The 22341-nt window shown below is 54.8% G+C and carries 22 protein-coding genes, 1 tRNA gene and 2 pseudogenes; 15 read left to right on the top strand and 10 right to left on the bottom strand.

Annotated elements, in window-relative coordinates:
- Positions 1-63: 63 nt before the first annotated feature.
- A complete protein-coding gene (locus H8E27_02800; GenBank protein MBC8324540.1) occupies positions 64-1329 on the bottom strand; it encodes a DUF1501 domain-containing protein in 1266 nt (421 codons plus the stop codon).
- 333 nt (positions 1330-1662) lie between these two features.
- On the opposite strand from H8E27_02800, the gene H8E27_02795 reads away from it, so the two are divergent.
- The 5 genes from H8E27_02795 (at position 1663) to H8E27_02775 (ending at position 5438) form a co-directional block, all read left to right on the top strand.
- Entirely contained in the window at positions 1663-2931 is a 1269-nt protein-coding gene (locus H8E27_02795; GenBank protein ID MBC8324539.1) for a hypothetical protein, read from the top strand.
- A 4-nt stretch (positions 2932-2935) separates the two neighbouring features.
- Positions 2936-3259, top strand: coding sequence for a hypothetical protein (locus H8E27_02790; GenBank protein ID MBC8324538.1), 324 nt, complete (start codon positions 2936-2938; stop codon positions 3257-3259).
- A gap of 172 nt (positions 3260-3431) precedes the next feature.
- Entirely contained in the window at positions 3432-4244 is an 813-nt protein-coding gene (locus tag H8E27_02785; protein MBC8324537.1) for a hypothetical protein, read from the top strand.
- Positions 4245-4262: 18 nt separating this feature from the next.
- Positions 4263-4616, top strand: coding sequence for a hypothetical protein (locus H8E27_02780; protein MBC8324536.1), 354 nt, complete (start codon positions 4263-4265; stop codon positions 4614-4616).
- Between the two features lie 51 nt (positions 4617-4667).
- A complete protein-coding gene (locus H8E27_02775; protein ID MBC8324535.1) occupies positions 4668-5438 on the top strand; it encodes a hypothetical protein in 771 nt (256 codons plus the stop codon).
- On the opposite strand, the gene H8E27_02770 is transcribed toward H8E27_02775, so the two are convergent.
- From H8E27_02770 to H8E27_02760, 3 genes and pseudogenes are all read right to left on the bottom strand, one after another.
- Positions 5435-5707, bottom strand: a complete 273-nt coding sequence (locus tag H8E27_02770; GenBank protein MBC8324534.1) for a DUF4389 domain-containing protein — start codon at positions 5705-5707, stop codon at positions 5435-5437. The two genes, H8E27_02775 and H8E27_02770, sit on opposite strands and share 4 nt — an antisense overlap.
- A gap of 43 nt (positions 5708-5750) precedes the next feature.
- A pseudogene (locus H8E27_02765) lies at positions 5751-6185 on the bottom strand (DUF4389 domain-containing protein).
- Positions 6186-6339: 154 nt separating this feature from the next.
- Positions 6340-6843: a leucine-rich repeat domain-containing protein gene (locus H8E27_02760; protein ID MBC8324533.1), complete on the bottom strand. Its 504-nt coding sequence runs from the start codon at positions 6841-6843 to the stop codon at positions 6340-6342.
- A 106-nt stretch (positions 6844-6949) separates the two neighbouring features.
- Here H8E27_02760 and H8E27_02755 point away from each other — a divergent pair, with 106 nt between their 5' ends.
- The 6 genes from H8E27_02755 to H8E27_02730 all read left to right on the top strand — a co-directional run bounded on the left by H8E27_02755 (position 6950) and on the right by H8E27_02730 (position 13301).
- Positions 6950-7204 (top strand): hypothetical protein, encoded by a 255-nt coding sequence (locus H8E27_02755; protein MBC8324532.1) that lies wholly within the window; start codon positions 6950-6952, stop codon positions 7202-7204.
- A 55-nt stretch (positions 7205-7259) separates the two neighbouring features.
- The gene (locus H8E27_02750; protein MBC8324531.1) at positions 7260-8684 is read left to right on the top strand and encodes a sulfatase; all 1425 of its coding nucleotides are present in this window, start codon (positions 7260-7262) and stop codon (positions 8682-8684) included.
- Positions 8685-8783: 99 nt separating this feature from the next.
- The gene (locus tag H8E27_02745) at positions 8784-9698 is read left to right on the top strand and encodes a hypothetical protein (protein MBC8324530.1); all 915 of its coding nucleotides are present in this window, start codon (positions 8784-8786) and stop codon (positions 9696-9698) included.
- A 48-nt stretch (positions 9699-9746) separates the two neighbouring features.
- Positions 9747-10772, top strand: coding sequence for a sugar-binding protein (locus H8E27_02740; protein ID MBC8324529.1), 1026 nt, complete (start codon positions 9747-9749; stop codon positions 10770-10772).
- A 2-nt stretch (positions 10773-10774) separates the two neighbouring features.
- Positions 10775-12283, top strand: a complete 1509-nt coding sequence (locus H8E27_02735; GenBank protein ID MBC8324528.1) for a sugar ABC transporter ATP-binding protein — start codon at positions 10775-10777, stop codon at positions 12281-12283.
- 4 nt (positions 12284-12287) lie between these two features.
- The gene (locus H8E27_02730; GenBank protein ID MBC8324527.1) at positions 12288-13301 is read left to right on the top strand and encodes an ABC transporter permease; all 1014 of its coding nucleotides are present in this window, start codon (positions 12288-12290) and stop codon (positions 13299-13301) included.
- A 34-nt stretch (positions 13302-13335) separates the two neighbouring features.
- On the opposite strand, the gene recQ is transcribed toward H8E27_02730, so the two are convergent.
- Both recQ and H8E27_02720 read right to left on the bottom strand, forming a co-directional pair.
- Entirely contained in the window at positions 13336-15186 is a 1851-nt protein-coding gene (gene recQ, locus H8E27_02725) for a DNA helicase RecQ (protein ID MBC8324526.1), read from the bottom strand.
- A 128-nt stretch (positions 15187-15314) separates the two neighbouring features.
- The gene (locus H8E27_02720) at positions 15315-16079 is read right to left on the bottom strand and encodes a type II secretion system protein (protein ID MBC8324525.1); all 765 of its coding nucleotides are present in this window, start codon (positions 16077-16079) and stop codon (positions 15315-15317) included.
- A gap of 363 nt (positions 16080-16442) precedes the next feature.
- Here H8E27_02720 and H8E27_02715 point away from each other — a divergent pair, with 363 nt between their 5' ends.
- Positions 16443-16622: a hypothetical protein gene (locus tag H8E27_02715; GenBank protein ID MBC8324524.1), complete on the top strand. Its 180-nt coding sequence runs from the start codon at positions 16443-16445 to the stop codon at positions 16620-16622.
- 112 nt (positions 16623-16734) lie between these two features.
- Here the strand turns inward: H8E27_02715 and H8E27_02710 are convergent, their stop codons facing one another.
- The gene (locus H8E27_02710) at positions 16735-17706 is read right to left on the bottom strand and encodes a type II secretion system protein (protein ID MBC8324523.1); all 972 of its coding nucleotides are present in this window, start codon (positions 17704-17706) and stop codon (positions 16735-16737) included.
- A 1084-nt stretch (positions 17707-18790) separates the two neighbouring features.
- A pseudogene (locus tag H8E27_02705) lies at positions 18791-18898 on the bottom strand (type II secretion system protein).
- A gap of 293 nt (positions 18899-19191) precedes the next feature.
- On the opposite strand from H8E27_02705, the gene H8E27_02700 reads away from it, so the two are divergent.
- Positions 19192-19362, top strand: a complete 171-nt coding sequence (locus tag H8E27_02700) for a hypothetical protein (protein ID MBC8324522.1) — start codon at positions 19192-19194, stop codon at positions 19360-19362.
- A gap of 173 nt (positions 19363-19535) precedes the next feature.
- Here the strand turns inward: H8E27_02700 and H8E27_02695 are convergent, their stop codons facing one another.
- Entirely contained in the window at positions 19536-20525 is a 990-nt protein-coding gene (locus H8E27_02695) for a prepilin-type N-terminal cleavage/methylation domain-containing protein (GenBank protein ID MBC8324521.1), read from the bottom strand.
- A complete protein-coding gene (locus H8E27_02690) occupies positions 20431-20688 on the bottom strand; it encodes a hypothetical protein (protein MBC8324520.1) in 258 nt (85 codons plus the stop codon). The genes H8E27_02695 and H8E27_02690 overlap by 95 nt, the downstream gene beginning before the upstream one ends.
- A gap of 143 nt (positions 20689-20831) precedes the next feature.
- Here H8E27_02690 and H8E27_02685 point away from each other — a divergent pair.
- Both H8E27_02685 and H8E27_02680 read left to right on the top strand, forming a co-directional pair.
- Positions 20832-20918: transfer RNA gene (locus tag H8E27_02685), tRNA-Leu, on the top strand.
- On the top strand, positions 20909-22183 hold the full coding sequence (locus H8E27_02680) for a tyrosine-type recombinase/integrase (GenBank protein MBC8324519.1): 1275 nt from the start codon (positions 20909-20911) through the stop codon (positions 22181-22183). Before H8E27_02685 ends, H8E27_02680 begins: the two co-directional genes overlap by 10 nt.
- The last annotated feature ends 158 nt before the right edge of the window (positions 22184-22341 follow it).

Here is a 22341-nt window from a genome sequence, read left to right as displayed (position 1 = left end):
GGGGCAAAGTTCCTTACGAAACATTGCCCCGGGCGAGGTGGATTGTCAGAGATGCCGCCCGGCTTAAGTGAGCGCTTCCTTCAGGATTTCGCCGTCGTAATTGATCGGCATCGGGCGATTGCCCGGGCCCACCAATCGACGTTGAGGATCGATGCCGATGAGCGAGTAAACCGTGGCCGCCCAGTCTGGCACGTGCACGGGATCTTCCTCTGGCTCCGCACCGGTGGGATCGGACATACCGTGAATGTAGCCGCCTTTGACGCCGCCGCCGGCCATCACCACGCTGAACACTTTTGGCCAGTGATCGCGGCCCGCCGTGGCGTTGATTTTCGGGGTCCGTCCAAATTCACTGGTCACCAGCACCAATGTTTCGTCGAGCATCCCGCGCGTGTCGAGGTCGCGGATCAGCGCCGCAAAGGCCTGATCGAATGCCGGCATTTGCCCGCCATTTGCCGCAGCGATATTGCTGTGATGATCCCAGCCGCCGTAGGTGGTGCTCACCATTCGCACGCCGGACTCCACCAAACGCCGCGCCAACAGGAAGCGGCCGCCGGCGGTGTTGCGCCCATACTCGTCGCGCAGCTTGGCCGGTTCTTTATTCAGGTCAAACGCATCGCGCGCTTCCGGCGAGGAAATCATCGCGTAGGCGCGTTGATAAAAACTGTCCATACCCGCCAACGCATCGCTCTTTTCAAGCGCGCTGAAATGGCCGTCGACGATAGAACGCATGTCGCGGCGTTTACTAAATCGGCTGGCGTCAATGCCGTTGGGGAGCGCCAAATCCCGCACGCGGAAATTGGCATTGCCCGGATCTGCGCCGAGGCTGAAGGGGCCGTAGGCGCTGCCGAGATAACCCGTGCCGCCATTGCGGCTTTGGCTGGGGATGGCCACGTAAGGCGGCAAGTTTTTGCGCGGGCCAAACTCATGGCTGACGATCGAGCCGATGCTCGGGAAAATCACCGCCGGGCTGGGGCGGATGCCGGTCATCATATTATGCGTGCCCCGCTCGTGCGCCGCTTCGCCGTGGGTCATCGAGCGAATGACCGCAATTTTATCCGCCACCTTGGCGGTGTTCTTCAGGTTCTGCGAAAACCGTTCGCCGGTGTTCGTCTTCACCGTGCCCAACGGGCCGCGGTATTCTGCCGGCGAAAGATACTTGGGATCCCACGACTCCTGATGCGCCGAGCCGCCCGGCAGGAAAATGTTGATGATGTTTTTGGCCTTGCCCGGCTTGCTTTGCTTAGCCACATCTCTCCAATCCTCACCCGCGGCATTGGCTTCGAGCGACAGGAAGTCGCCCAGCGTCAGCCCCAGCCCGAGGCCGCCCATGGCGCCTACGGACAAAAAGTCACGTCGATTAGGGTTGGTGGCGTGGTCGTTGCCGCCACAGAATTGGTATCCGGTTTTCTTGCTCATAAATCTGGTTTGGGTTGGTTGCGCTGTTATGACACTTTTGTGCGTTTGTTTTCGACCCCCGATTCTGTGAATCTATTCACAAAAAAGCGACGCAAAAACACCTTTTTATGAACTGTTTTTCAGGGCCTTTCCACACCTGTTTCACGGCCTTTCCGAATCGTTTGCACCTTTTTTCTCCACCGTTCCCGCCCACACACGCCAAACCGCTTGACCGATTGAGCCGGTTTGTGCTCTCTATTGCACGAGATGAAACAGCTGTTTCTCCTTCTATCGACCTTTCTCGTCCTTGCCCCCACCTCTTCCTTTGCCGCCAAGGCGGATTTGAGGGGGAGCAACATCACCTCCGAGTTCTATCCGGTGATCATTCCGCTATATAGTGGGCCGAATTGGGAAGCCCTGTACGAGCAGGACACGGACGCGCTGGATCGTTATCTGTACGAGTTGTCCACCGCACAACCCAAGGCGTTGGTTTTGGGAGAATTACAATGGGTCAACCACTACCCCAGTTTCCAGCCGGATCCCAAGTTCCTAATGCCGGGGGATGACACCGGGCAATACACGGCTGACTTAGTGGAGTTTGCCGCCTTCATGGCATTCATGGATGGCATGCTCGGTGTGGAACCGGTGTTTGGTGATGGGGTGAATTCCGGGATTGGATCCCGTGCCGGCCCAAACTATTTGCCGCGCCTTTTTGAAGGGATGTTTCAATTCAATGGCTTCGATCAGCAGGAAGATTTCCTTATTTATTTGGCTCAAACCGGATGGACAAAACGGTTCCATGAATACCTCCAATGGTATCACGGCGGGCAGGATGGGTTGAACGCCGCTCGAGCAGAGTTTTTAAGGTGGCATGATAAAATCAACCTGCGAGGCGAAGAAGAGCTGACCGAAACTGAAAAGCTGTTATGGGGCGTAACGGGCGGAGCGCCCGAGGGAGTAGATCTGGGCGGCTGGGGAATGGCCGGGGAAATTTGGATCGGATTCGTCCCGATCGCCGGTCAAGCCATCGATATAAAAGAGGCCAAAGCGGCCATTGACGCTTTTTTGGAGAACCCCAATGCTTCAACAGCAGCGATGCTGGCCTTGGCAGGCGTGGCAATTATTCCCGGCGGGGATGCGGCGAAGGCAGGCAGCAAAGCAAGTAAAGTTAACAAAGTCGATGCAGCGCCATCAAATAAGCTCGAGATACCAACAATAACATCTCCAAAACTTCAACCAGATACATATTCAGTTCTAGATGGGGTTAGGCAGTCGAAGGCTGCAGATTTAACAGGAAAACAATCAATTCGAGCAGAGGTATATGAAAATGGAGTTCATATCGAGATAAAAGAGATTCCGATAAAAAAACTGCTTTCACCAAAGGAATCCATTAATCTGTCCAATGAAAATAAAATAATCAGATTTTCAGAACTCGTGCAAAAGACAAAGAATGGAGAAAAATTACCGGAAATAAAAGTCATATCTGGAAGCGATGGCGTACACATTAAGTCAGTTGAGATTAAATTTGGAAAGTGAAACCATGATTTCTGTGGACAGATACCAAAACGCGATGCTTGTGTTGCACAGAGTAGCGATTATTGCTCGCCTATATTCAAATATAGCCGACAAGGGTAAAGAGTTGTCAGAGTTACTGGACCGTTATGAAATGATGGTGGTGCTGATCGCTTGCGAAGAAAATAGAACGTGGTTTTTCCGTGAACATGTCAGAACGATTGCCGAGGCGCACAGCAAGCATTTGGGAGGGTTGTTGAACGTATTCGATAATCCGCTACCCGCAGATTGGCCTCCTGATATGAACTGGGCGGAAAAATGGGAGGAAAAATACAGACCAACGGATGAGTGAGGCTTTGCCTTTCCACGATTCACTTTCTGAATACCAACGAAACCCATAACTAGATGATATGAATTCAAGCTTAAAACACTATGATTAACGAAGGATTAGAATTTGAAATTAGTCAGGGGCAGTATGGCCCGGCGATTTTCATAGAGGGCAACACCCCAAAAAACATCGGGGCGTGGGTGGTGAAAAAGTTAAGGAAGCGGGGTGTGTGGACTTGCATATTGTAAGGGCAGGTCACGATTATTCGTTCTTGGCCGAATTGCCTGAACTCAAGCGACTGAGCATGGCTTTATTTCCCTATCCAGTCGAATCGTTGGACGCAGTACATTGTCTTTCTAAATTGCGCGAGTTTCATCTGGATCCTTGGGTGAATAAGACTCCCATCGATTTTTCACGATTTCCCCTGCTGGAAAAATGCAGCCTCTCCCGCTGGCACAAAGGCTTCGAATCCGTGTTCGGCTGCATGAGACTCAAGCAGCTTTCAACGCAAGGCAGCAAGAACCGTGATTTCAAGCAACACGCCAAGCTAGTACATCTAGAAAACCTGTACATAAACAGTGCCCCCATCCCCAGCCTTGAAGGGATTGAAAATTTAACAAAACTCCGTCGCTTGAATCTTGCTTGGATGCGAAAGCTCGAATCGATCGAAGGAATTCAGCACTTGGACAAATTGACTATTCTAGATCTTGCGTGTTGCCACAAGTTGAAAAACTTGGAACCTGTTCGTGAAATGCATTGGTTGGAAAAATTGACATTTTCCAGTTGTGGAGAAATCGAATCTTTGAATCCCATTGCCGGATTGACTAATTTAAAGGGAATTTTCTTTCACGGCTCCACCAATATTTTGGATGGGGATATGACGCCATTGTTCAACCTGAAAAATCTGGCGTACGGTAAACTCGTCAGAAAGAGTCGGCGGCATTATTCCCACACCATTAACCAAATTTGGGAAGAATTCGCCAAACGCTACCCCCACTGGCGAAAATAAAGCCAAATACCTACCCCAATGACAAAAGAAGAATTCATTGCCCGGGTCCACACTTATGTGGTGGAGGATATGGCAAAGCAATATCGCGAGATGTACGCTTCCACGATGCCAAAGGGAAATCAGGATCCGCAAATGCGGCGGGCGTTTGCCTTGTATCAATCGCTGAACGAGGAACAGCGAGCCGTCCTGTTGGAAATTATGGGGACGGTTTCTGTGGACGCATTATCCACAATTTTTGCCGTGATTGATGGTTCGACCTATTTTGGAGATACAGGCGAAGAATTTGAATTAAAAGCAAACCCGGGCAATCATATAATCAGCGGCGACCTATCCGATTTGCTGTGGGCTCATATTGAAGATCGCTCAGCCTGAGTGAGGGCAATTCGAGCTTGGACAATCCACACACTCGCAGTACACACATCCATGCACCGCACGCTCGCCGTGATTTTTCTGCTCGCCGCGCCTCAGTTGCGCGGGGAGGTTCAGGCGCCGAAAACGCCTTTTGATGACTATCTCGTGGCGCCGTTGCGTGTGCATCGGTTGGTGACTCCCGGCGAGCTCAACCTCACCACCACGCTGGAGGAAAAAGATCTCCATCGCATTTTTGAAAAGGTCAACCGCATCTGGGGCCACGCCGGCGTGCACTTTGCATTCGAATCCATCCTCACCGAACCGGCCGCCAACCCCAACGCCTATCGCCAAAACCATAAATCCCGTCAGCTCCGCTGGCTGCTCGCCATCCGCCCCAAGGCCAGCCGCAAGGCCGATTGTTTTCACATCTATTACATCAAACGTTTCCTCGCCAACGGCGTGTACATTGGCGGCGATGGGATGTTCGTCAAAGATATGGCCCGCCTGCGCACCGTGGAAGGCGGCGTGGGCGAGCCCCTCCCGCGCGTCACCTCGCACGAACTCGGCCACGCCCTCACGCTGCGGCACCGACAGGAAGTCACCAACCTCATGGCCAGCGGCACTTCAGGCTGGACGTTGAACGCCGCCGAAATCAAACAAGCCCGCGACGCGGCAAAAAAACTAAAGTGGATTCGCCCCGCCCCGGAAATGTTGAAGGAAGCCGATGCGCTCTATCAGAAAGGCGACAAAATGAAAGCCGCCACCCTTTACCGCCACCTCGCCGGCATCCCGCTGCGCTGCCCCGAAACCGCGCGCGCCGCATTGCGGTCCAAAGCCAATTAAGGTTTCCCGCTGAATGGCGGGTACCGGTCGGTCAACATCGTGATGTACGCCATCACGCGCAATCCCCAACGGATGTTGCCCACCTGAAAATCGTGCATCCCCTTCGGGTATCTCCCCGTAAACAGCACCGCAAACCACGCCACCACGAGCAGCACGTAACCGGCGATTTGCCGAAAGAACAGGCAAATCCCATGCGGAACGCCCACGTAAATTCCTGCAAAAATTCGCAGCACACAATGCAGCCGCACTGGACGTTGCCGGACGCGCAATCTCCAAACTCACGCCATCGCCTTTATTCCCCATCCCGAACGCCGGATAACCGTCCATCAAATTTCCAACCCGCGCCATCCAGCGCATTGACCACTGATGCACGCTCACCACAAAATTATAAATCCCCGCCGGATAACTTCCCGTAAACAAAATCGCGAACCAAGCGATCAGCGAACAGACATTGGCGGCAAGACCCAAAAACATCAGGCAAACCGCATGCGGCAAAATCAAGTAAAAGACCCCCAAGAAAGTCCGCAACAACAACTGCCCGCGCGAATACTCCGCCTGATGCTGTACGCTCAACACTACTTCACCGCCACCGCCATCGGCAAGCTGAGGCGGCCCGCCTTCGATCACAATATCCTCCGGCCCGCTAACGCCCGCCGTCGGTTGCACCACCTGCGTCACCGGCGTCCATTCCGGCAAGCCCTCGTACCACGCCATGGTCTCCGGCGTCACCGCGCCGCTTGCCAGCATACCCTGAATTTGTTCCGAAGTGTACGGCCCAACTTGTTCGCCGTTAAGGAAAAGATAGATTTGCATTATTGCGCGTGTGGATACCTTGGTGCAACTAACGAAAACAGTGATACCTTACTGGAAAAAATCTCCAATCTCAAGCTCAGACTCAAGCTCAAATAAACACCTCGCACTTCGGCAGCGCCTTTTCCAATGCCGCCACCGCCGCCGGTTCGAGCGGGTTGCCGTACAGCCACAATTGCCTAAGCGCTTTCAATTCATACAACGGCGAAAGATCCGTGACGTGGTTTTTTTCCAAATACAAATACCGCAAGCCCACCAATTCACGCAACGGACCCGCGTCGGCAATGCCCGCGCGCGAGAAGCCCAGCATTTTCAGCGCAGGTAGGCAGCGCAATCCCGCCACCCAATGGGTAAGGTCCTCCGCTTCCGTTTCATCCAGTTTCACCGATTCCACCCGCGCCAGACATTCCGCCGTCAATTGCCCCTCCGGCCATTGCAGCGACGCGCGCACCGCCGCTTCCAACGCCTCCGGCCAATCCGTCGGCACCGCCGCGGGTACGCGCAAAGCCACCGCCGCCGGCGCGCCACAGTGCGGGCACGCCGCCGCCGTGGTGCTCAGTGGATCACCGCACTCCGCACAGACCGTCATGCTCATGCCGTTAGTTTACCTCCGGAACCGCTCCAGCACAACCTGAGTCAGAGGGTAACTATTTGAGTGATAGATGTTGCCAAAATATGGACCGGGTGATAGAGCAATCCCCATGAACGCCAACGCCAACATTCTATCCGCCTTTGCGACGATTGGAATGATGTATGCCGCGCGCTTGGCGGGCATGGATTGGGAGTTTACGTTGCTGGTCGGCTGCTGCATTGGCCTTGCGGCTTTGCAGGGGCTCAAGCACAAGGCCGAACAGGAAGAAGTGGAACGCCAACGCAAGGCTGCCGCCGAAGCCGCCCACGCCTCTGCAGCAGAAGCCGCCGCCGCTCGGGCCCGGATGAGAAAGAAAAAACGCTAGTCGCGGCGTTGACACGCCTGTCCCACCCGTTACCTTTTGCGCAACCGTAACGATTATGCGCACTCTACTTTTTGCCCTCATCGGATTGTTTGGGTTTTCGCTTCTGGCTGAAACCCGCAAGCCCCCCACCAACGTCGTCATCATTTTCATCGATGATATGGGCTATGCGGATATCGGGCCCTTTGGTGCTAAAAATTATCCCACCCCCCACCTCGACCAAATGGCAAGGGAGGGAAGGAAGTTCACGGATTTTTATGTGACCCAAGCCGTCTGCAGCGCGTCCCGCGCGGGACTGCTCACGGGCTGCTACAATGTGCGCGTGGGCATCCTCGGCGCACTTGGGCCCAAGGCGCGGCACGGCATCAATCCCAACGAATTGACGATCGCCGAACTCTGCAAACAAAAAAACTACGCCACCGCCTGTTACGGCAAATGGCATCTCGGCCATCACCAAAAGTTTCTACCCTTGCAGCACGGCTTCGATGATTACTTTGGCCTGCCGTACTCGAATGATATGTGGCCTTACCACCCGGGCGTGATGCATCTGCCGATGGAAGAACGGCTGAAGCGCTGGACGCATCTGCCGCTGATCGACGGCAACGCGGTCATCAATCCCCGTGTCACCGGCAAAGATCAGGAGCAGCTCACCACCCAATACACCGAACGCGCCGTTTCGTTCATTGAGAACAACAAAGACCGCCCATTCTTCCTCTATGTGCCGCACTCGATGGTGCATGTGCCGCTTTATGTTTCCGAAAAATTCAAAGGCAAAAGCAAAGCCGGTTTGTTTGGCGACGTCATGATGGAGGTGGACTGGAGCGTGGGCCAAATCCTCGGCACGTTACGCAAGCACCAACTCGACAAAAACACGCTCGTCATTTTCACCAGCGACAACGGTCCATGGCTCAGTTACGGCGACCACGCCGGTTCGGCCGGGCCGCTGCGCGAGGGCAAGGGGACGATGTTCGATGGTGGCTGCCGTGAGAGCACGCTGATGTGGTGGCCCGGCACGGTCCCCGCCGGCAGCGTTTGCACAACGCCCGCGATGACGATTGATATTTTGCCGACGGTGGCCGAACTCATCGGCGCCAAATTGCCCAGGCAAAAAATCGACGGCAAAAGCATCGTGAACCTCGTAACCGGCACCGATGACCAGAGCCCGCAGGAAGCGTATTTTTTTTATTACGGGCCCCAGTTGCAAGCGGTTCGGATGGGCAAATGGAAACTGCATTTCCCGCACGGCTACCGCACGATGGCCGGCAAACCTGGCGGCAAAAATGGAATTCCAACGCGATACGCTGCGGCAAAAATCGGGCTGGCGCTATTTGATTTGGAAAAAGACATCGGCGAAACCACGGATGTGAAAGCAAACCACCCCGAAGTGGTCACCCGACTGCAGGCACTCGGGGAGGCCATGCGCAACGAGCTGGGCGATACCAACCGTAAAGGCAAAGGGCAGCGCGCAGCGGGGCAACTTTGATCCGTGTACGTATCACTTTTTTTTAATTTCTGCACATTTTAATTCGACAACCGCCAATCATTCGGTAACTTCCCCGCCCCAACGCACTGTTAACCTCTAATGCGTCCAAGCCAAATCCTCATTGCGGGATTGATGGCGGGGGGCTTTTTTTATTCCGCCCCGGCCGCCCAACAATCTGCGCACGGTGTCCGCCACGCGTTCCTCGCGACCGGCGCGGAAACGTATATTGTCTCCCACACCGACCGCATCGTCTGGCGTTACCCCCGCCCCACGAGCGATGGTTGGATGCTTCAGAATGGAAATGTTTTGCTCGTATTGGCCAGCGGGAAAAATTACGGCGGCGGCGTGGTGGAAGTCACCCGCGGCGGCCAGGTGCAATTTGAATATCGCGGCAAACAACTAACCGTGAACACCGCCCAACGCACTGCCGAAGGCCGATATCTTATAGCCGAAGGCGGCCCCAAGCCGTGCGTGTTGGAGGTGGACACCAATGGACGCACGCTCGTTAAGATTGCTTTGCAATCTGCCGCCAAGGATCCGCAGCAACAAATCGGCACCGTGCGCAAACTCGCCAATGGAAACTATCTCGTGCCGCAACCGGCCGACAAGGTGGTGCGAGAATACACCGCCCAAGGCAACGTGGTTTGGAAAAAGAAAACTGACGGCAACCCATTCTGCGCATTGCGCCTGCCCAACCAACACACGCTCATCGCCTGCACCACCGGCAAATGCATTCTCGAGGTGGATCGCACGGGCAAGGTAACGTGGAAGCTCACCAATCGGGATTTCCAAGGTGCGCGGATGTTGGATTTGCATTCGGGCATCCAGTATTTGCCCAACGGCAACCTCGTTTTTGCCACCCACCGCCCCGGCCGTGCCACCGCGCAACTGGTGGAAGTCAACCGCGCCAAGCAATCGGTGTGGACCTATTCCCAGCCCAACCGCCCGGCCATCCGACATTTCCAAATCCTCAATACCAACGGCAAAGCCCTCCCCGGCAAACCGCTGCGTTAGATTCAATTTTTCTTTACGCCCGCGCCGCTTGGGTGAACACTCCCGCCCATGAAAACCACCCGTTGCCTCATCGCGTTCGCGTGTGCCTCGGCCCTGTTGTGGGGCTGGGGTTGCGGAAAATCAACTGACTCAAAACCCATTACCATCGCTTATGTAACCAATGGAGTGGATCCGTTCTGGGATCTGTGTGCCGCGGGCGTGCGCATTGCGGAAACGGAATTTAAAATCAAATGCGAAGTACATATGCCCACCAAGGGGGTGGTGGATCAAAAGCGCATCATGGAATCGCTCATCGCCAAGGGCGTGAACGGCATTGCCATCAGCCCCATTGATGCGGCAAACCAAACACGGTTCCTGAATGACGTTGCCAAAAACACCAAACTCATTACCCAGGATGCGGATGCGCCTGACAGTGACCGTTTGGTTTACATCGGCACCAACAACTATCTGGCCGGCCGTGCATTGGGGAAGCTGGTCAAAGATGCCATCCCAGAGGGCGGCGAAGTTTTCATCTTGGTCGGTCGCCTTGAACAACTTAATGCCCGCCAACGACGCCAAGGGGTCATTGATGAATTGCTTGGCAAACCGGAACAAAAACTGGGCTCTGTAAAATTTGATGCGGAGGATGCCAAAAACCTCACCGCCAACGAATCCAAATATACGATCCTCGAAACACGCACCGATGATTTTAATAAAGCCAAAGCCAAGAGCAACGCCGAGAGCGCCATTGCCAAACACAAAAACCTCAAGTGCATGGTCGGCCTTTTTGCCTACAACCCGCCGGCCTGTCTGGCCGCCATTCAGGAAGCCGGAATGACCGGCAAAATCCAAGTTTGCGGATTCGATGAACCCGATGCGATGCTGCAAGCCATCAAAGATGGGACCGCCTACGGCACCATCAGCCAGCAGCCGTGGAAATACGGCTACGAATCGGTGAAGATGCTCAAGAGCATCCTCGACGGCAACACCCCCGCGGACACATTTCTTGAAGTCCCGTTTCTGGTAATCACCAAAGACAACGTGGATGAGTTTTGGAAAACAAAAAAAGAAATGGCCAAGCTGGGCAAACAATAAGCATGGTGCCCCCGGCAACACCACTACTGGAGGTTCGGGGTTTGAGCAAACACTTCCCCGGCGTGCGCGCCTTGCACAAAGCGCGCCTCACCCTCGCCCATGGTGAAGTGCTCGCAGTGATCGGCGAAAATGGAGCAGGCAAAAGTACGCTCATGAAAATCCTCGCCGGCGTGCAGCCTGCGGACACCGGCGAAATCCTGATCGATGATCACCCCATCCAATTTCGAAACGTGCGCGACGCGCTCGCACAAGGCGTGGCGCTCATTCACCAGGAGTTAAACCTCGCTGCCAATCTCGACCTCGCCGCCAATATTTTTCTCGGCCGGGAGCTGCACCAATTCGGCTTTATCAATCACACTGAGCTCCAAGCCCAGGCCGCCCAATATCTTCAACGCGTTGGGCTAAACCTTGCGCCCGACACGCTCGTGGGCGATTTGCCCATCGGCCGCCAGCAACTCGTTGAAATCGCCAAGGCCCTTTCCTGCAATGCGCGCGTGCTGATTATGGATGAACCCACCAGCAGCCTTTCGCAACACGAAACCGAAACCCTCTTCGAAGTCGTCCACGACCTGCGTGCGCAGGGCATCAGCGTCATTTATATTTCCCACCGGCTTGGTGAGGTTAAGGAATTGGCCGACCGCGTCCTTGTGCTGCGCGATGGCGAAATTGCCGGTGAACTGAGCCGCGAAGAAATCAACCACGATGCCATGGTGCGGCTCATGGTGGGCCGCGATCTCGATCAGTTTTACGACCGCAAACAACACGACCCCGGCGACCTCGTGTTGGAGCTCGAAGCCGTACGCACCCCCGCGCACCCGCACTGTGAAATTTCCTTGCAACTACGCGCCGGCGAAATCGTGGGCATCGCCGGCCTGGTCGGCTCGGGCCGCACTGAATTGCTGCAAACCCTCTTTGGCGTTACCCCTGCCGTGGGCGGCCAAATGCGAGTGGCAGGCGAACCCTTTGCCCCTCGCAATCCGCACGAAGCCATCCGCGCCGGACTCGCCCTCGCACCCGAAGACCGCAAACAACACGGCCTCATTTTGCAAATGGCCGTACGCGAAAATGCCAGCCTCGCTAGCCTCGAGCGTGATCAGAAAAACGGCCTGCTCAATTTTGATGCTGAGGAAACAGTCGCCACCGAAGCCGTCGAACAGCTCGCCATCAAAACCCCCACCCTCGACCAAGCCACCGTGTATCTCTCCGGCGGCAACCAACAAAAAGTCGTGCTCGGCAAATGGCTCACACTCAAACCGCGCGTGCTGTTGCTCGACGAACCCACCCGCGGAATCGACGTGGGTGCCAAGCGCGAGATTTACCGACTCATGGAACAACTCGCCGCCGACGGCGTAGCCATCCTATTTGTCTCCAGCGAAATGGAGGAAGTCCTCGGCATGGCTGACCGCGCACTCGTCATGCACGAAGGCCGCCTCGCCGGCGAACTCAACCGCAACCAACTCAGCGAGGAATCTATCATGCAGCTTGCCACCGGCACCGCACTCGCAGCCTGACCCGATGAAAAAAAACACCCTTGGCATTATTGGATTGTTCTTCCTCATCTTCGTGATCACCGCAGTCATGAATCACGATTTTCTCAATGCATTCAACATGCACAACCTGATCAAGTGGTCCAGCCTCTACGCCATCATGAGCATTGGAGTGGCGTTTGTGATTATTACCGGAGGCATTGATCTTTCCATCGGATCATTAGTGGGATTGGTGGCGGTGATGTTGGCGGTGATGCTCAAAGTGAAAGGCCTAAGCCCAGGCGTGGCCATCGCCTCCACCCTGGGCCTGTCAGCACTCATCGGCCTCATCCATGGCTTGCTCGTTACCAAAGCTAAGCTCCAACCCTTTGTCGTCACCCTCTGCGGCCTATTGATTTACCGAAGCCTCGCCCGTTGGATTGGGGGCGACCATTCGGACCTCGGCCCCATCCCGATCAAGGACGATCCGGGCTATGCCAACATCGACTCAATCAATCAAACTGCCAACCTACTCAGCGGCAAACTTGCCATCACGGATTCCTTTAGCCTCCCCCACCCGCTATTTTTCATGCTCATCATAGGCATCGCAGCCGCAGTAGTTTTGAATCGCACCATTTGGGGACGCTACCTATTTGCTCTGGGCAATAATGAGGAAGGCGCGCGCTACAGCGGCATTAGCACCGACGCATTGAAGATTGGCGCCTACGTGATTTGCTCCCTGTTGGCCGGAATTGCGGGCGTACTGTTCGCGTTTGAGGTCGGTGCCGTGCAACCCGCTTCATTCGGTGAATTCTATGAACTCTTCGCCATCGCAGGCGCCGTGCTTGGAGGATGCAGCCTGCGTGGCGGCAGAGGATCCATGCTCGGCATCATTATTGCCGTGGCCGTCATTTGGCTCATTTTCAATGCGATGCCGATGCTGGGTATTTCTTCCAAGCTGGAATACGGGGTGCTTGGGCTAGTGATTTTGTTTGGCGTCCTCGCTGATGAATTACTCAAGGCATACACCGCCAAACGCGCCGCGGCAAAGCAGCAACAATGATTATGGCAGGGATACGCATAGCGCGCCCCCACTCTCACGCGGCAAATTCCCGCCTCGGATTCTCCTCCAAAAACTTTTGAATCTCTGCGGTAAAAACGGATCCAAACTCGTTCAGCTTTTTATCACCCACGCCGTGAATGAGACCGAATGTTTCGAGCGTCACTGGATATCCCCGTGCCATTTGGCGCAGTGCCACATCCGAAAAAACGATGTAAGGCGGCACCCCGCGCTCAGTGGCTAAGCTAAGACGCAGCGCCCGCAATTGATCGAATAACGCCTCGTCGCATTCAATCCCGCCCGCTTTTGCTCTGCGAGATTTGGAAGGTTTTCCCGGCTTCGAATCGACGGGGCGGGTCAATTCCAGATCCATACGATTGGGGTCGCGCAACCAGTTGGACCCTTCTGGCGTCAGTTCCAGCACGGTCATGCGTCCGGATGTTTGGTGGGCGTAGCCCATTCGCACCAATTCGCGGCCAATCGTCTTCCACTCCATGCGTCCGAATTCCGTGCCAATGCCGTGCGTGCTCAGTTGCTCGTGGCCCCAGTTGCGAATTTTCTCCGTGTCCGCACCGCACAACACGTCCGCGATGTGATTCATGCCCACGCTGAAATGGCTGTGCTGTTGAACGCGGAAAATACACGCGAGAAATTTCTGTGCAGCCTCGGTGCCGTTGAAGGTCTCCTTGGGTTCGAGGCAGTTGTCGCATGCGCCGCAATTCACTTCTGCAAATGGTTCGTCAAAGTATGCTAACAATTCCCGGCGGCGACAGTCGCGGGTTTCGGCATAGTGCACCATTTGCTGCAGTTGAGCGCGCGCGATGGCTTGTTCCTGCTCGTCGGTTTTTTCCTCAATGAACCCGGTCTGCTTGGCCACGTCCGCGGGGTTCATCAGCAGCACGCATTCAGCCGGCAACCCGTCACGACCGGCGCGGCCGGTTTCCTGATAATAGCCTTCAATGTTTTTCGGGAGGTCGCGATGGATCACGTACCGGACGTCCGGCTTATCGATGCCCATGCCGAAAGCGATGGTCGCGCAAATCACCTGCACGTTGTCGTGGATAAAGGCCTCCTGATTGCGCGCGCGTTTTTTGGCGTCCATCCCCGCATGATATGCCGCCGCCTTCACGCCGTTTTCCAAAAGCCGTTCGGCCAGTTGCTCGGTGCCCTTGCGACTACCGCAGTATACGATACCGCTTTCGCCCTCGTTTTTTTTGATGATCGCCAATACCTGCTGGACCGGTTGCTGCCGCTGAATGACGCGATAATGGAGATTGGGCCGGTTGAAGCTGGCAACGAAGCGGGCGGGGTTTTCGAGGCGCAGCTCGCTGATGATATCCGCACGAACGCGCTTGGTGGCGGTGGCGGTGAGCGCCATCATAGGAATGTTGCCAAACCGATGGCGCAGTTCGGCGAGTCGGCGGTATTCGGGGCGGAAGTCGTGACCCCATTCGCTGATGCAGTGGGCCTCGTCGATGGCGATGCATTGCGGTCGCCAGCTCTCGAGCATGTCCAGCGTGCCGCTGAGCATCAACCGCTCGGGCGCGATGTAGAGCAGCCTGTATTCACCGCGATGCAAACCCGCGATGCGTTGGCGTGATTCATCGGCTTCGAGCGTGGAGTTCAGAAACGTGGCGGGTGCACCGGCGGTTTGCAACGCATCCACCTGATCTTTCATTAACGCAATCAGCGGCGAGATGACAATGGTGAGCCCGTCGCCCGCCAGTGCGGGGAGTTGGTAGCAGAGCGATTTGCCGCCGCCGGTGGGCATCAGCACAAACGCATCCCGGCCGTCGAGTGCGGTGCGAATAATTTCCTCCTGCAACGGACGAAAGGAATCGAACCCAAAGTAACGCTTCAGCAATTCCAACAAGTCGGGCGGAGACATATTGGGAAACTAAAAAAGGGGGGGGCGAAAGTCAAAAGATTAGGACAACCATCCCTCTGTTGATCAGGCATCCCGCCCACAAAAAAAGGGCGCCCCGGAGGGCGCCCTTGTGATTAGTGTGTATCAGACTAGCGGATCACGCCGGTGCGAGAGGCGCCGAGGGGGCTGGTGCCACCGCGAGCGTTGATGTGACCTTTCACAACTTTGCCAGAAGCGCCGAGGTCGGCGTCAGTGGACTGGCTTGCGCTGCCGTCAGACCGCACGAGCTGGCCTTGTGACTTGTTCAAGCCGGCCATCGCGTTCGGAGGGATCACGTCCTCATCCGCACCACTCCAGTTGCCAGCAGCAACGTCGTTGGTGCCCAGGTTACGAGTCAGAGCCACCACTGTCGCGGGGCGTTGATGGTCACCGCCCAGGCAGAAGATGTAGCTTATACCAGTCGTGGTGCCCATGGGCGTCAGTGGGGGCAGCGGCAACAGACGGGCATCTGCGGCTGTGCCTCCCTTGGTGTTCACCGACGACCAGTAGTTCTGAAGAACCTCGTTGTCCGCGGTGCGAGCTGCGTCGCAAGGGGAAACCAGGATTTTGGCAGTCTGAACTTCGCTCTTCATTGCGGCCAAGCCAAAGATGGCGCCCGCAGTGCCGCTCGCAGCAGAACCAAAATGGTTAGCTGTTTGGCTGGGGATCAGGTTCCAAGGTGTACGGCCGTCATTTGCTTGGCTAAATCCGAGGGATGCCTTGCCGATGCTGCTGAGGTTGTTCACACATTTGATGCGAGCGGCTTTTGCTTTGGCGCGAGCCAAGGCGGGAAGCAACATACTAGCAAGAATTCCGATGATCGCGATCACGACCAGCAGTTCGATCAGGGTGAAGCCTTTTTGGTTTTTCTTCATTTTAGTTTTCTCCATTTCTGGGTTGGGTTGTGCGCTTTAAGTCCGAGAGTACTCTCCCCGTTCCCGCCAGCGCGGATTAATTATCTAAAACCACATAAGCACGTCACATGCCAACCCTGATTTTCTCGTTTTTACCCCATAAAACCAGCATTTTAGCAGGACGCGTTTCCTCTTTGCGTGTGATTTCCACGCATCGGACGCATTTCTCACGCCGCGGATTTTCTGTGATTTTCTGACGTGCACGCGCGGGACATCCCTGAATAATCCTTGCCTTGCCTGCATTTAATGATTAGGCAGGGGTCGCGTTCGTGCACCATTGTGCCGGGGGCTTTGGACTGAAATCCATTAACATACACTAAAAAAATGAAAAAAATCACGATCATGACTGCGGTCGCCGCTATTTTTGCGGTATCCCCCCTTTTGGTGGGTTGCAGCGAAGAAACAGAAACGGCAGATCCGGCTAACGACGAAGCCCAGCAACCTGTGCCGGGTGAAGGCGGCGAGGGAACTGGCGGCGAAGCGGGTACTGAAGGCGGAAACTAGATTTCTTCTTCTCTAATTCACACCGTCCGGCCACTCGCCGGACGGTTTTTTTGTGCCCAAAAAGAAGGGCGCCCTTGTGGGGCGCCCCGTGGATTGTGATTGTTCTAATGGATTATTGGGCGTGGAACGGGCGGCCGATGCGACCGTGCGAAGTGCCATTGCCACCAGTTTGGTCGAGGTGGGTTTTTAGAGCTTCCTTCATGGTGCCATCATTCACTGATTCAGCGCTGCCATCGGCTTTGCCTGCGTTGCCTTGGCCACGGTCCAAGCCGGACATGGACAGACGCTTGAGCGAATCCTGAGTGGTGCCCGTGCGTGTGTACGTGGAAGTTTCGTTGCCGTTGGCATCCACGATCTTGTTGTCCGGCCCCACCCACTGTGAGTCCGCCAGAGTCAGAGTGCGGTGGATGTAGTCCCAGCCCCAGTTGTGACGTCCCCAGCCAAAGTCCTGTGTGGTCTTGGGGCTACCCGCGATGTTGCGGGTGAGGGTCAGCAACGAAGCACCGCGTTGGTCATCGCCTCCCTGACAAACCCCGTAGCTCAGGGCATATTGGTGGGAATAGTAGCGGTTATCGTACCAATGCGTGCCCCCCATTCCGTTGTACTTACCGTTGCGGATATCGAGGGTGTTATACCGTTTCGTGCGGGGATCGGACGGGCTGCTCAGTAACTTGGCGTTGGTGAGCTGAGAGCGCAAATCCGGTGAGAGGAAGATGAAACGCGGGTCAATCGGGTAATGATCCATATTGGCCAAACCGGATTGCGGGTACTTCACCCCGTTGGGATCCAGCTGAGCATAGCGACCGCCGGCCCATTGATTGGTGGCGCCGGCTGAGCGGAGGATTTGATCATAATGCAGCGTGGCATCTTCGGGGGTCATATGCCAGGGCATACTCTCGTGGTCACCGGAGAAGGAAATCAACGCGGTGTTCACTTGTTTGAGATTGGCCATGCACTTGAGTCGGTTGGCTTTTTTCTTGGCCTTGGCGAGTGTGGGGAGAAGCATGCTGGCGAGAATGCCGATAATGGCGATCACGACCAACAATTCGATTAGCGTAAACGCTTTGTTCTGTTTGGTTTTCATTGTTCTGTTTGGTTTGTTTTTAGGGTTATGAATTTCGCTTCGGGCGACATTCAGTTATTAATAATTGCTTAAATCATTCTGTGCATTGGATTGGAAATCTTCAATTGTTCTTTCTACCAAACTATTGCCATGGCGAGGTCACCATGTAGTTTAATTTCCCACCCAGCGAGCCCCGTGTTTCGGCGTGTTGTTTTACTGCGGTTTGAAATTCTGTATCCGTGACTTGGTCCGCGCTGCCATCGGCAAGGAGATAATTGCCCTGTTCACGATCCAGCCCGCTCATCGCCCGACGCGAGGCAATTGGATACGCTTGGTCGTTATCATGCTTAAACGTCCCCTTGCTGTCGGAGCCAACAAATCCGATCAGTTCATTCCCAAACGCATCTTTGGTGCCGATGTGAACGTTGGTAATGGTGCGGGCGGAGCTGATGCTTTCGGGTCGGCCGCGTAATTGAAAGTGATTCAGCTTGGCCGCGTAACCGGAGGCCCGATCGGCGCCCAGCACGTTGCGGGTGGTGGCGAGGATGGTGTTGCTGGCAATGGCATCGCCGCCCATATGGATAGCGTAACTCTGGGCCTGCCGACGCGTGTAGAGGCGGGTTTTACCGCTGGCTTGATTATCCGAGGTAATTTGCGCGGCTTGACTGGGGCTCTTGCCGTACCCCATGCCCTCAGCAAAGCCACCTTGAGCCGTCTCCAACCCATTCGCCCGTTTGGCTTTAGGGTCGCTGGGCGACAGCAGGCCCTTTGCCCCACCAATGCCCTTGCGCAACGCAGCAGCACTCCACAACCAGTGAACATCCTTCGCGCACCACCAATCGTAATAATGCCGATCCCATTTGCCCGATTGCCAGCCGGCATTAAACCATCCTGCCGACTTGGAAATCGCACGGCCTTGAGCGCGTTCGTACACTGTTGGTGATATGAGGCCGAGTGTGCGGTTGGCCTCATCGTACATCGACTGCGCCGCACCCATAGTTAGCATCCACGGGAATTGATTCCCGCTCGATTCTGTGGCGAATCCGTTAAACGCCTTACCCAGGGAGCCCATTTTGCTGGCGCATTTGAGGCGGTTAGCCTTCCGTTTGGCTTTGGCCAGCGTCGGGAGCAGCATACTGGCAAGAATCCCGATCACCGCGATCACTACCAACAGCTCGATGAGCGTAAAGCCATTCTGATTTTTCATTAGCATCAAAATTAAGGGTTGTGGTGCATAAAACGCGTAAAAAATGACCGCTCAGGCAAGGTATAGTACCCCCCCAACCCGTACAAGCATTCGGCGTGCCATCGACAAAAATCCTGAAAACTGCATAAAAATCGCGATTACCACAGTTTTAGTTTTATGGCCGCGTGATTTCTCACCCATTTATCGAAAAACCACGCACCCCCTTCGGCGAGCCGGACACCCTATTTTTCATTGCGCCAGGCCCATTGGCATGCTAGTTTGAACATCTTGGTTCACGCCAATAAAACATCAAAACACTAATGAAAAAACTAATCCAAAAAGCGATTCTAATCGTGTCCCTCGCTGCATTTGCTGTGACTCTGCCCGGTTGTAGTGACAATGCTGAAGAACCCGCCCAACCCGAGGAAGCCAATCCCGCCAACGAAGAAGGCGTGGAGGGTGAAGACGGAGAAGAAGGCGGCGGCGAATAGCCCCACCGCTTCAGCCGTAACACACAAACCCACAATGCATACCCGCCTCTGAGGCGGGTTTTTTTATGCCCTGCTTCTGGCCCTGATTTCCCCGCACCTGAAAATACTGTGATCACAAAAAAAGCGCCCCCAAACGGGGGCGCTGGTTTTTCGGTTGGGGGTGCTCGTGTTCGTTAGTAAATGTAAGGAACAGACACGACCTCCTGCTTGTAGCCGTTTACGCCGCCTACTTTTTGATCGTGCTCATTGACCGCGCTGGCCAAGCCGGCGTCATCCACCTGCGAGGCACTGCCATCGCTCATCGCGATCTGGCCCTGGCCAATATCCAAACCGGCCACCACACGGTGGCTATCCACGTTGTAAGTGCGGATCACGCGGCTGCGATCGGTGCGATCCCATTTGCCAGTCGCACCCGGGCCCATCCAGGAGATGTAGCCCAAATCGTTTCCGTTGGAATCCTTCACACGCGAATCAGTCTGGCCAATCAACGTAGAGCTCAGCCAACGACCGGTGGATGCGCTCAAGCGGCCCCCCGTCATCACTTTGGTTCGGCCGGCATTGTAGCCATCACGGGAGCTTCCCCCGAGGATGTTACGGGTCGTTGCCAAAATAGATTTGCCTTGGCTGTCGCCACCCAAATGGATGCCATAAGTCTGGGCGCGAGTGCTCACTTTGTATCGGGCGGTCGCAGTTGGGCCAAGGCGGCTGCGGCACCATCCGGAAAGTTTACCTTCCCGAACGTCCAGATCATTATTGCGCTTGCTCTTGGGGTCGCAAGGCGAAAGCAAGGCTTTGGCGCTGCCAAGATCATCACGCAACCCAGCGTGGGCTGCCCAAATATACTCGTGATTGTACAGGCACCAGCTACCATATTTGTAGCCACCCGTCGGGTTCCGGCCCGCCAACGCGTACAAGCGCTCGTTACCTTCATTGGCAACATCCGCCTTGTCAAAATTGGTTAGATTCCAAGGAAGCCAACCATCGTAATCACCGCCAGACGATGTAAAAGCCTTAGCCATCTGTCCGAGGTTATTGTTACATTTTAGGCGATTTGCCTTCTTTTTAGCCTTAGCCAAGGTGGGGAGAAGCATACTGGCTAGAATGCCAATAATGGCAATCACCACCAACAGCTCGATAAGCGTGAAACCTTTGTGTTTTTTCATGGTTTTTAGTTCGGTTGGGTTGTATTGGTTTATGTGGGTTATGACGCCCGTAGACGCCAGTGGTCGCAATTAAAGCAAATACTGTGCCAATATCAAAATAGCGGCGATTTAACAAAAACTGCCCAAAAAACTGATTTTCTAAATGAATAACTAAAGGTTTCACAAACAAATCCAGTTTTCGTGCAAATACAATCTCCTGTCACGCGTGCATTCCACGCATCATTCGCAAAAATCACCAATAATAACTTCCAGCAATAAGATTGCCTTGACGCCCATACCAAGCTATATCCCCCGCCGTTATCGGCGGCCCACGTGGCGGAATTGGCAGACGCGCTAGGTTCAGGTCCTAGTCCTGGCAACAGGGTACAGGTTCGACTCCTGTCGTGGGCACCAATTTTACCGATAAAATCGGTAGGGTTGCAAACTCCGCATACTTTCCGCATAAATCCCCAGTGTCTTTCCCACTCATCATTGAATACCGTTCATTAACGGCGAAAGTGTACGCAAAGGATGCCCGGGGCTATTACCGCGCCGTATGGCAATGCGCGGGGAAGCAGAAAGGCGCGCAAAGTAAAAGGCTATCCGTGGTCAAAGCGAAAGCTCTTGCCGCCCTCAAACAAATTGCCAAGGGGCAAACCAACCAACCCACTCAACACGAACTCAACGAGTTGAGAATCGCCCAGACCGCTCTGCAAGGAACGGGGGTGGGGTTGGTCGATGCCATCAACGAATATCGACAGGCAAAGCAAAGCATGCCTCACGGCACGTTGATGGAGGCAGCCAAGGCGTGGACTGAAAACCATGCCGACATCAAACCGATTTCGTTCAAAGATGCCTCTGCCGAATTTATTCGGTTCAGAAATAATCGCGTTTCCGAGCGGATGGCTTATGAGGACGCATTGACCATGGACCGATTTTGCGATGCGTTCGCGGTCGATGTCCTTGACTTGACGAAAGCTGCCATCGAAGCGTTCTTTGACGGCCAAGCTAAGTTAAGACCCAAGACACGCAATCATCGGCGACAAACCCTTGCCCAATTTTTGGCGTGGTGCGTGACGCAGGATTATTTGTCGCCCAAGCATCGACTCGGTGAAGTTTTGGGGCGTGAGGCTGTGGTTGATCCGCCACCCAAGATTCTCACGCCAACTCAATTTGAAAAACTGCTGAACGCAGCTCCAACAGAATTGTTGCCCATCATCGCGTTGGGAGGATTCACGGGAGCAAGGCGGTCTGAAATCCTTCGCTTACATTGGCGACATGTCTGGAGCGTCGAGGGGCATATCGAACTCGAGGCTCACCTTACCAAGACCAAGCAGAGGCGACTTATCAAAATGCAACCCGCCTTGAACAAGTGGCTGCAGCCTTGGAGGCACAAGAATGGTGCAATCTGGGAGGGTACCGCAGGCCAGTTCGATCATGTATTTCGAAAACTGATGGCGGACAATAATCTTCACGGGAAAAACCTTTTGCGGCACTCGTACGCCAGTTATCGATTGGCGGAAACTCAAAATGCTCCACGCACCGCACTGGAAATGGGTCATGATGTGGCCAAGTTATTCTCTTCCTACCGCGAATTGGTCACGCCAAAATCAGCGAAAAAATGGTTTTCCATCACCCCCGACGAACCCGCAAATATCATCGCAGCTGATGTCGGGTGACAATCCATACCAAACTACCGACACGCCCAATGGGTGGGGGGGTGTTGTCGAAGAACATGTCTTGGGCATCGCAAAGTTTGCTGAAAAACATACCGGGAACGAGGGCGAGTATACAGCTACGCTGAATGACTCGAAAACGGCGGACAGCTTTGCAGTCA

The organism is Limisphaerales bacterium, from assembly GCA_014382585.1.
In the GTDB taxonomy this organism is placed as follows: Bacteria; Verrucomicrobiota; Verrucomicrobiia; order Limisphaerales; family UBA1100; genus JACNJL01.
This window is presented reverse-complemented; position numbering and strand designations above follow the sequence as displayed.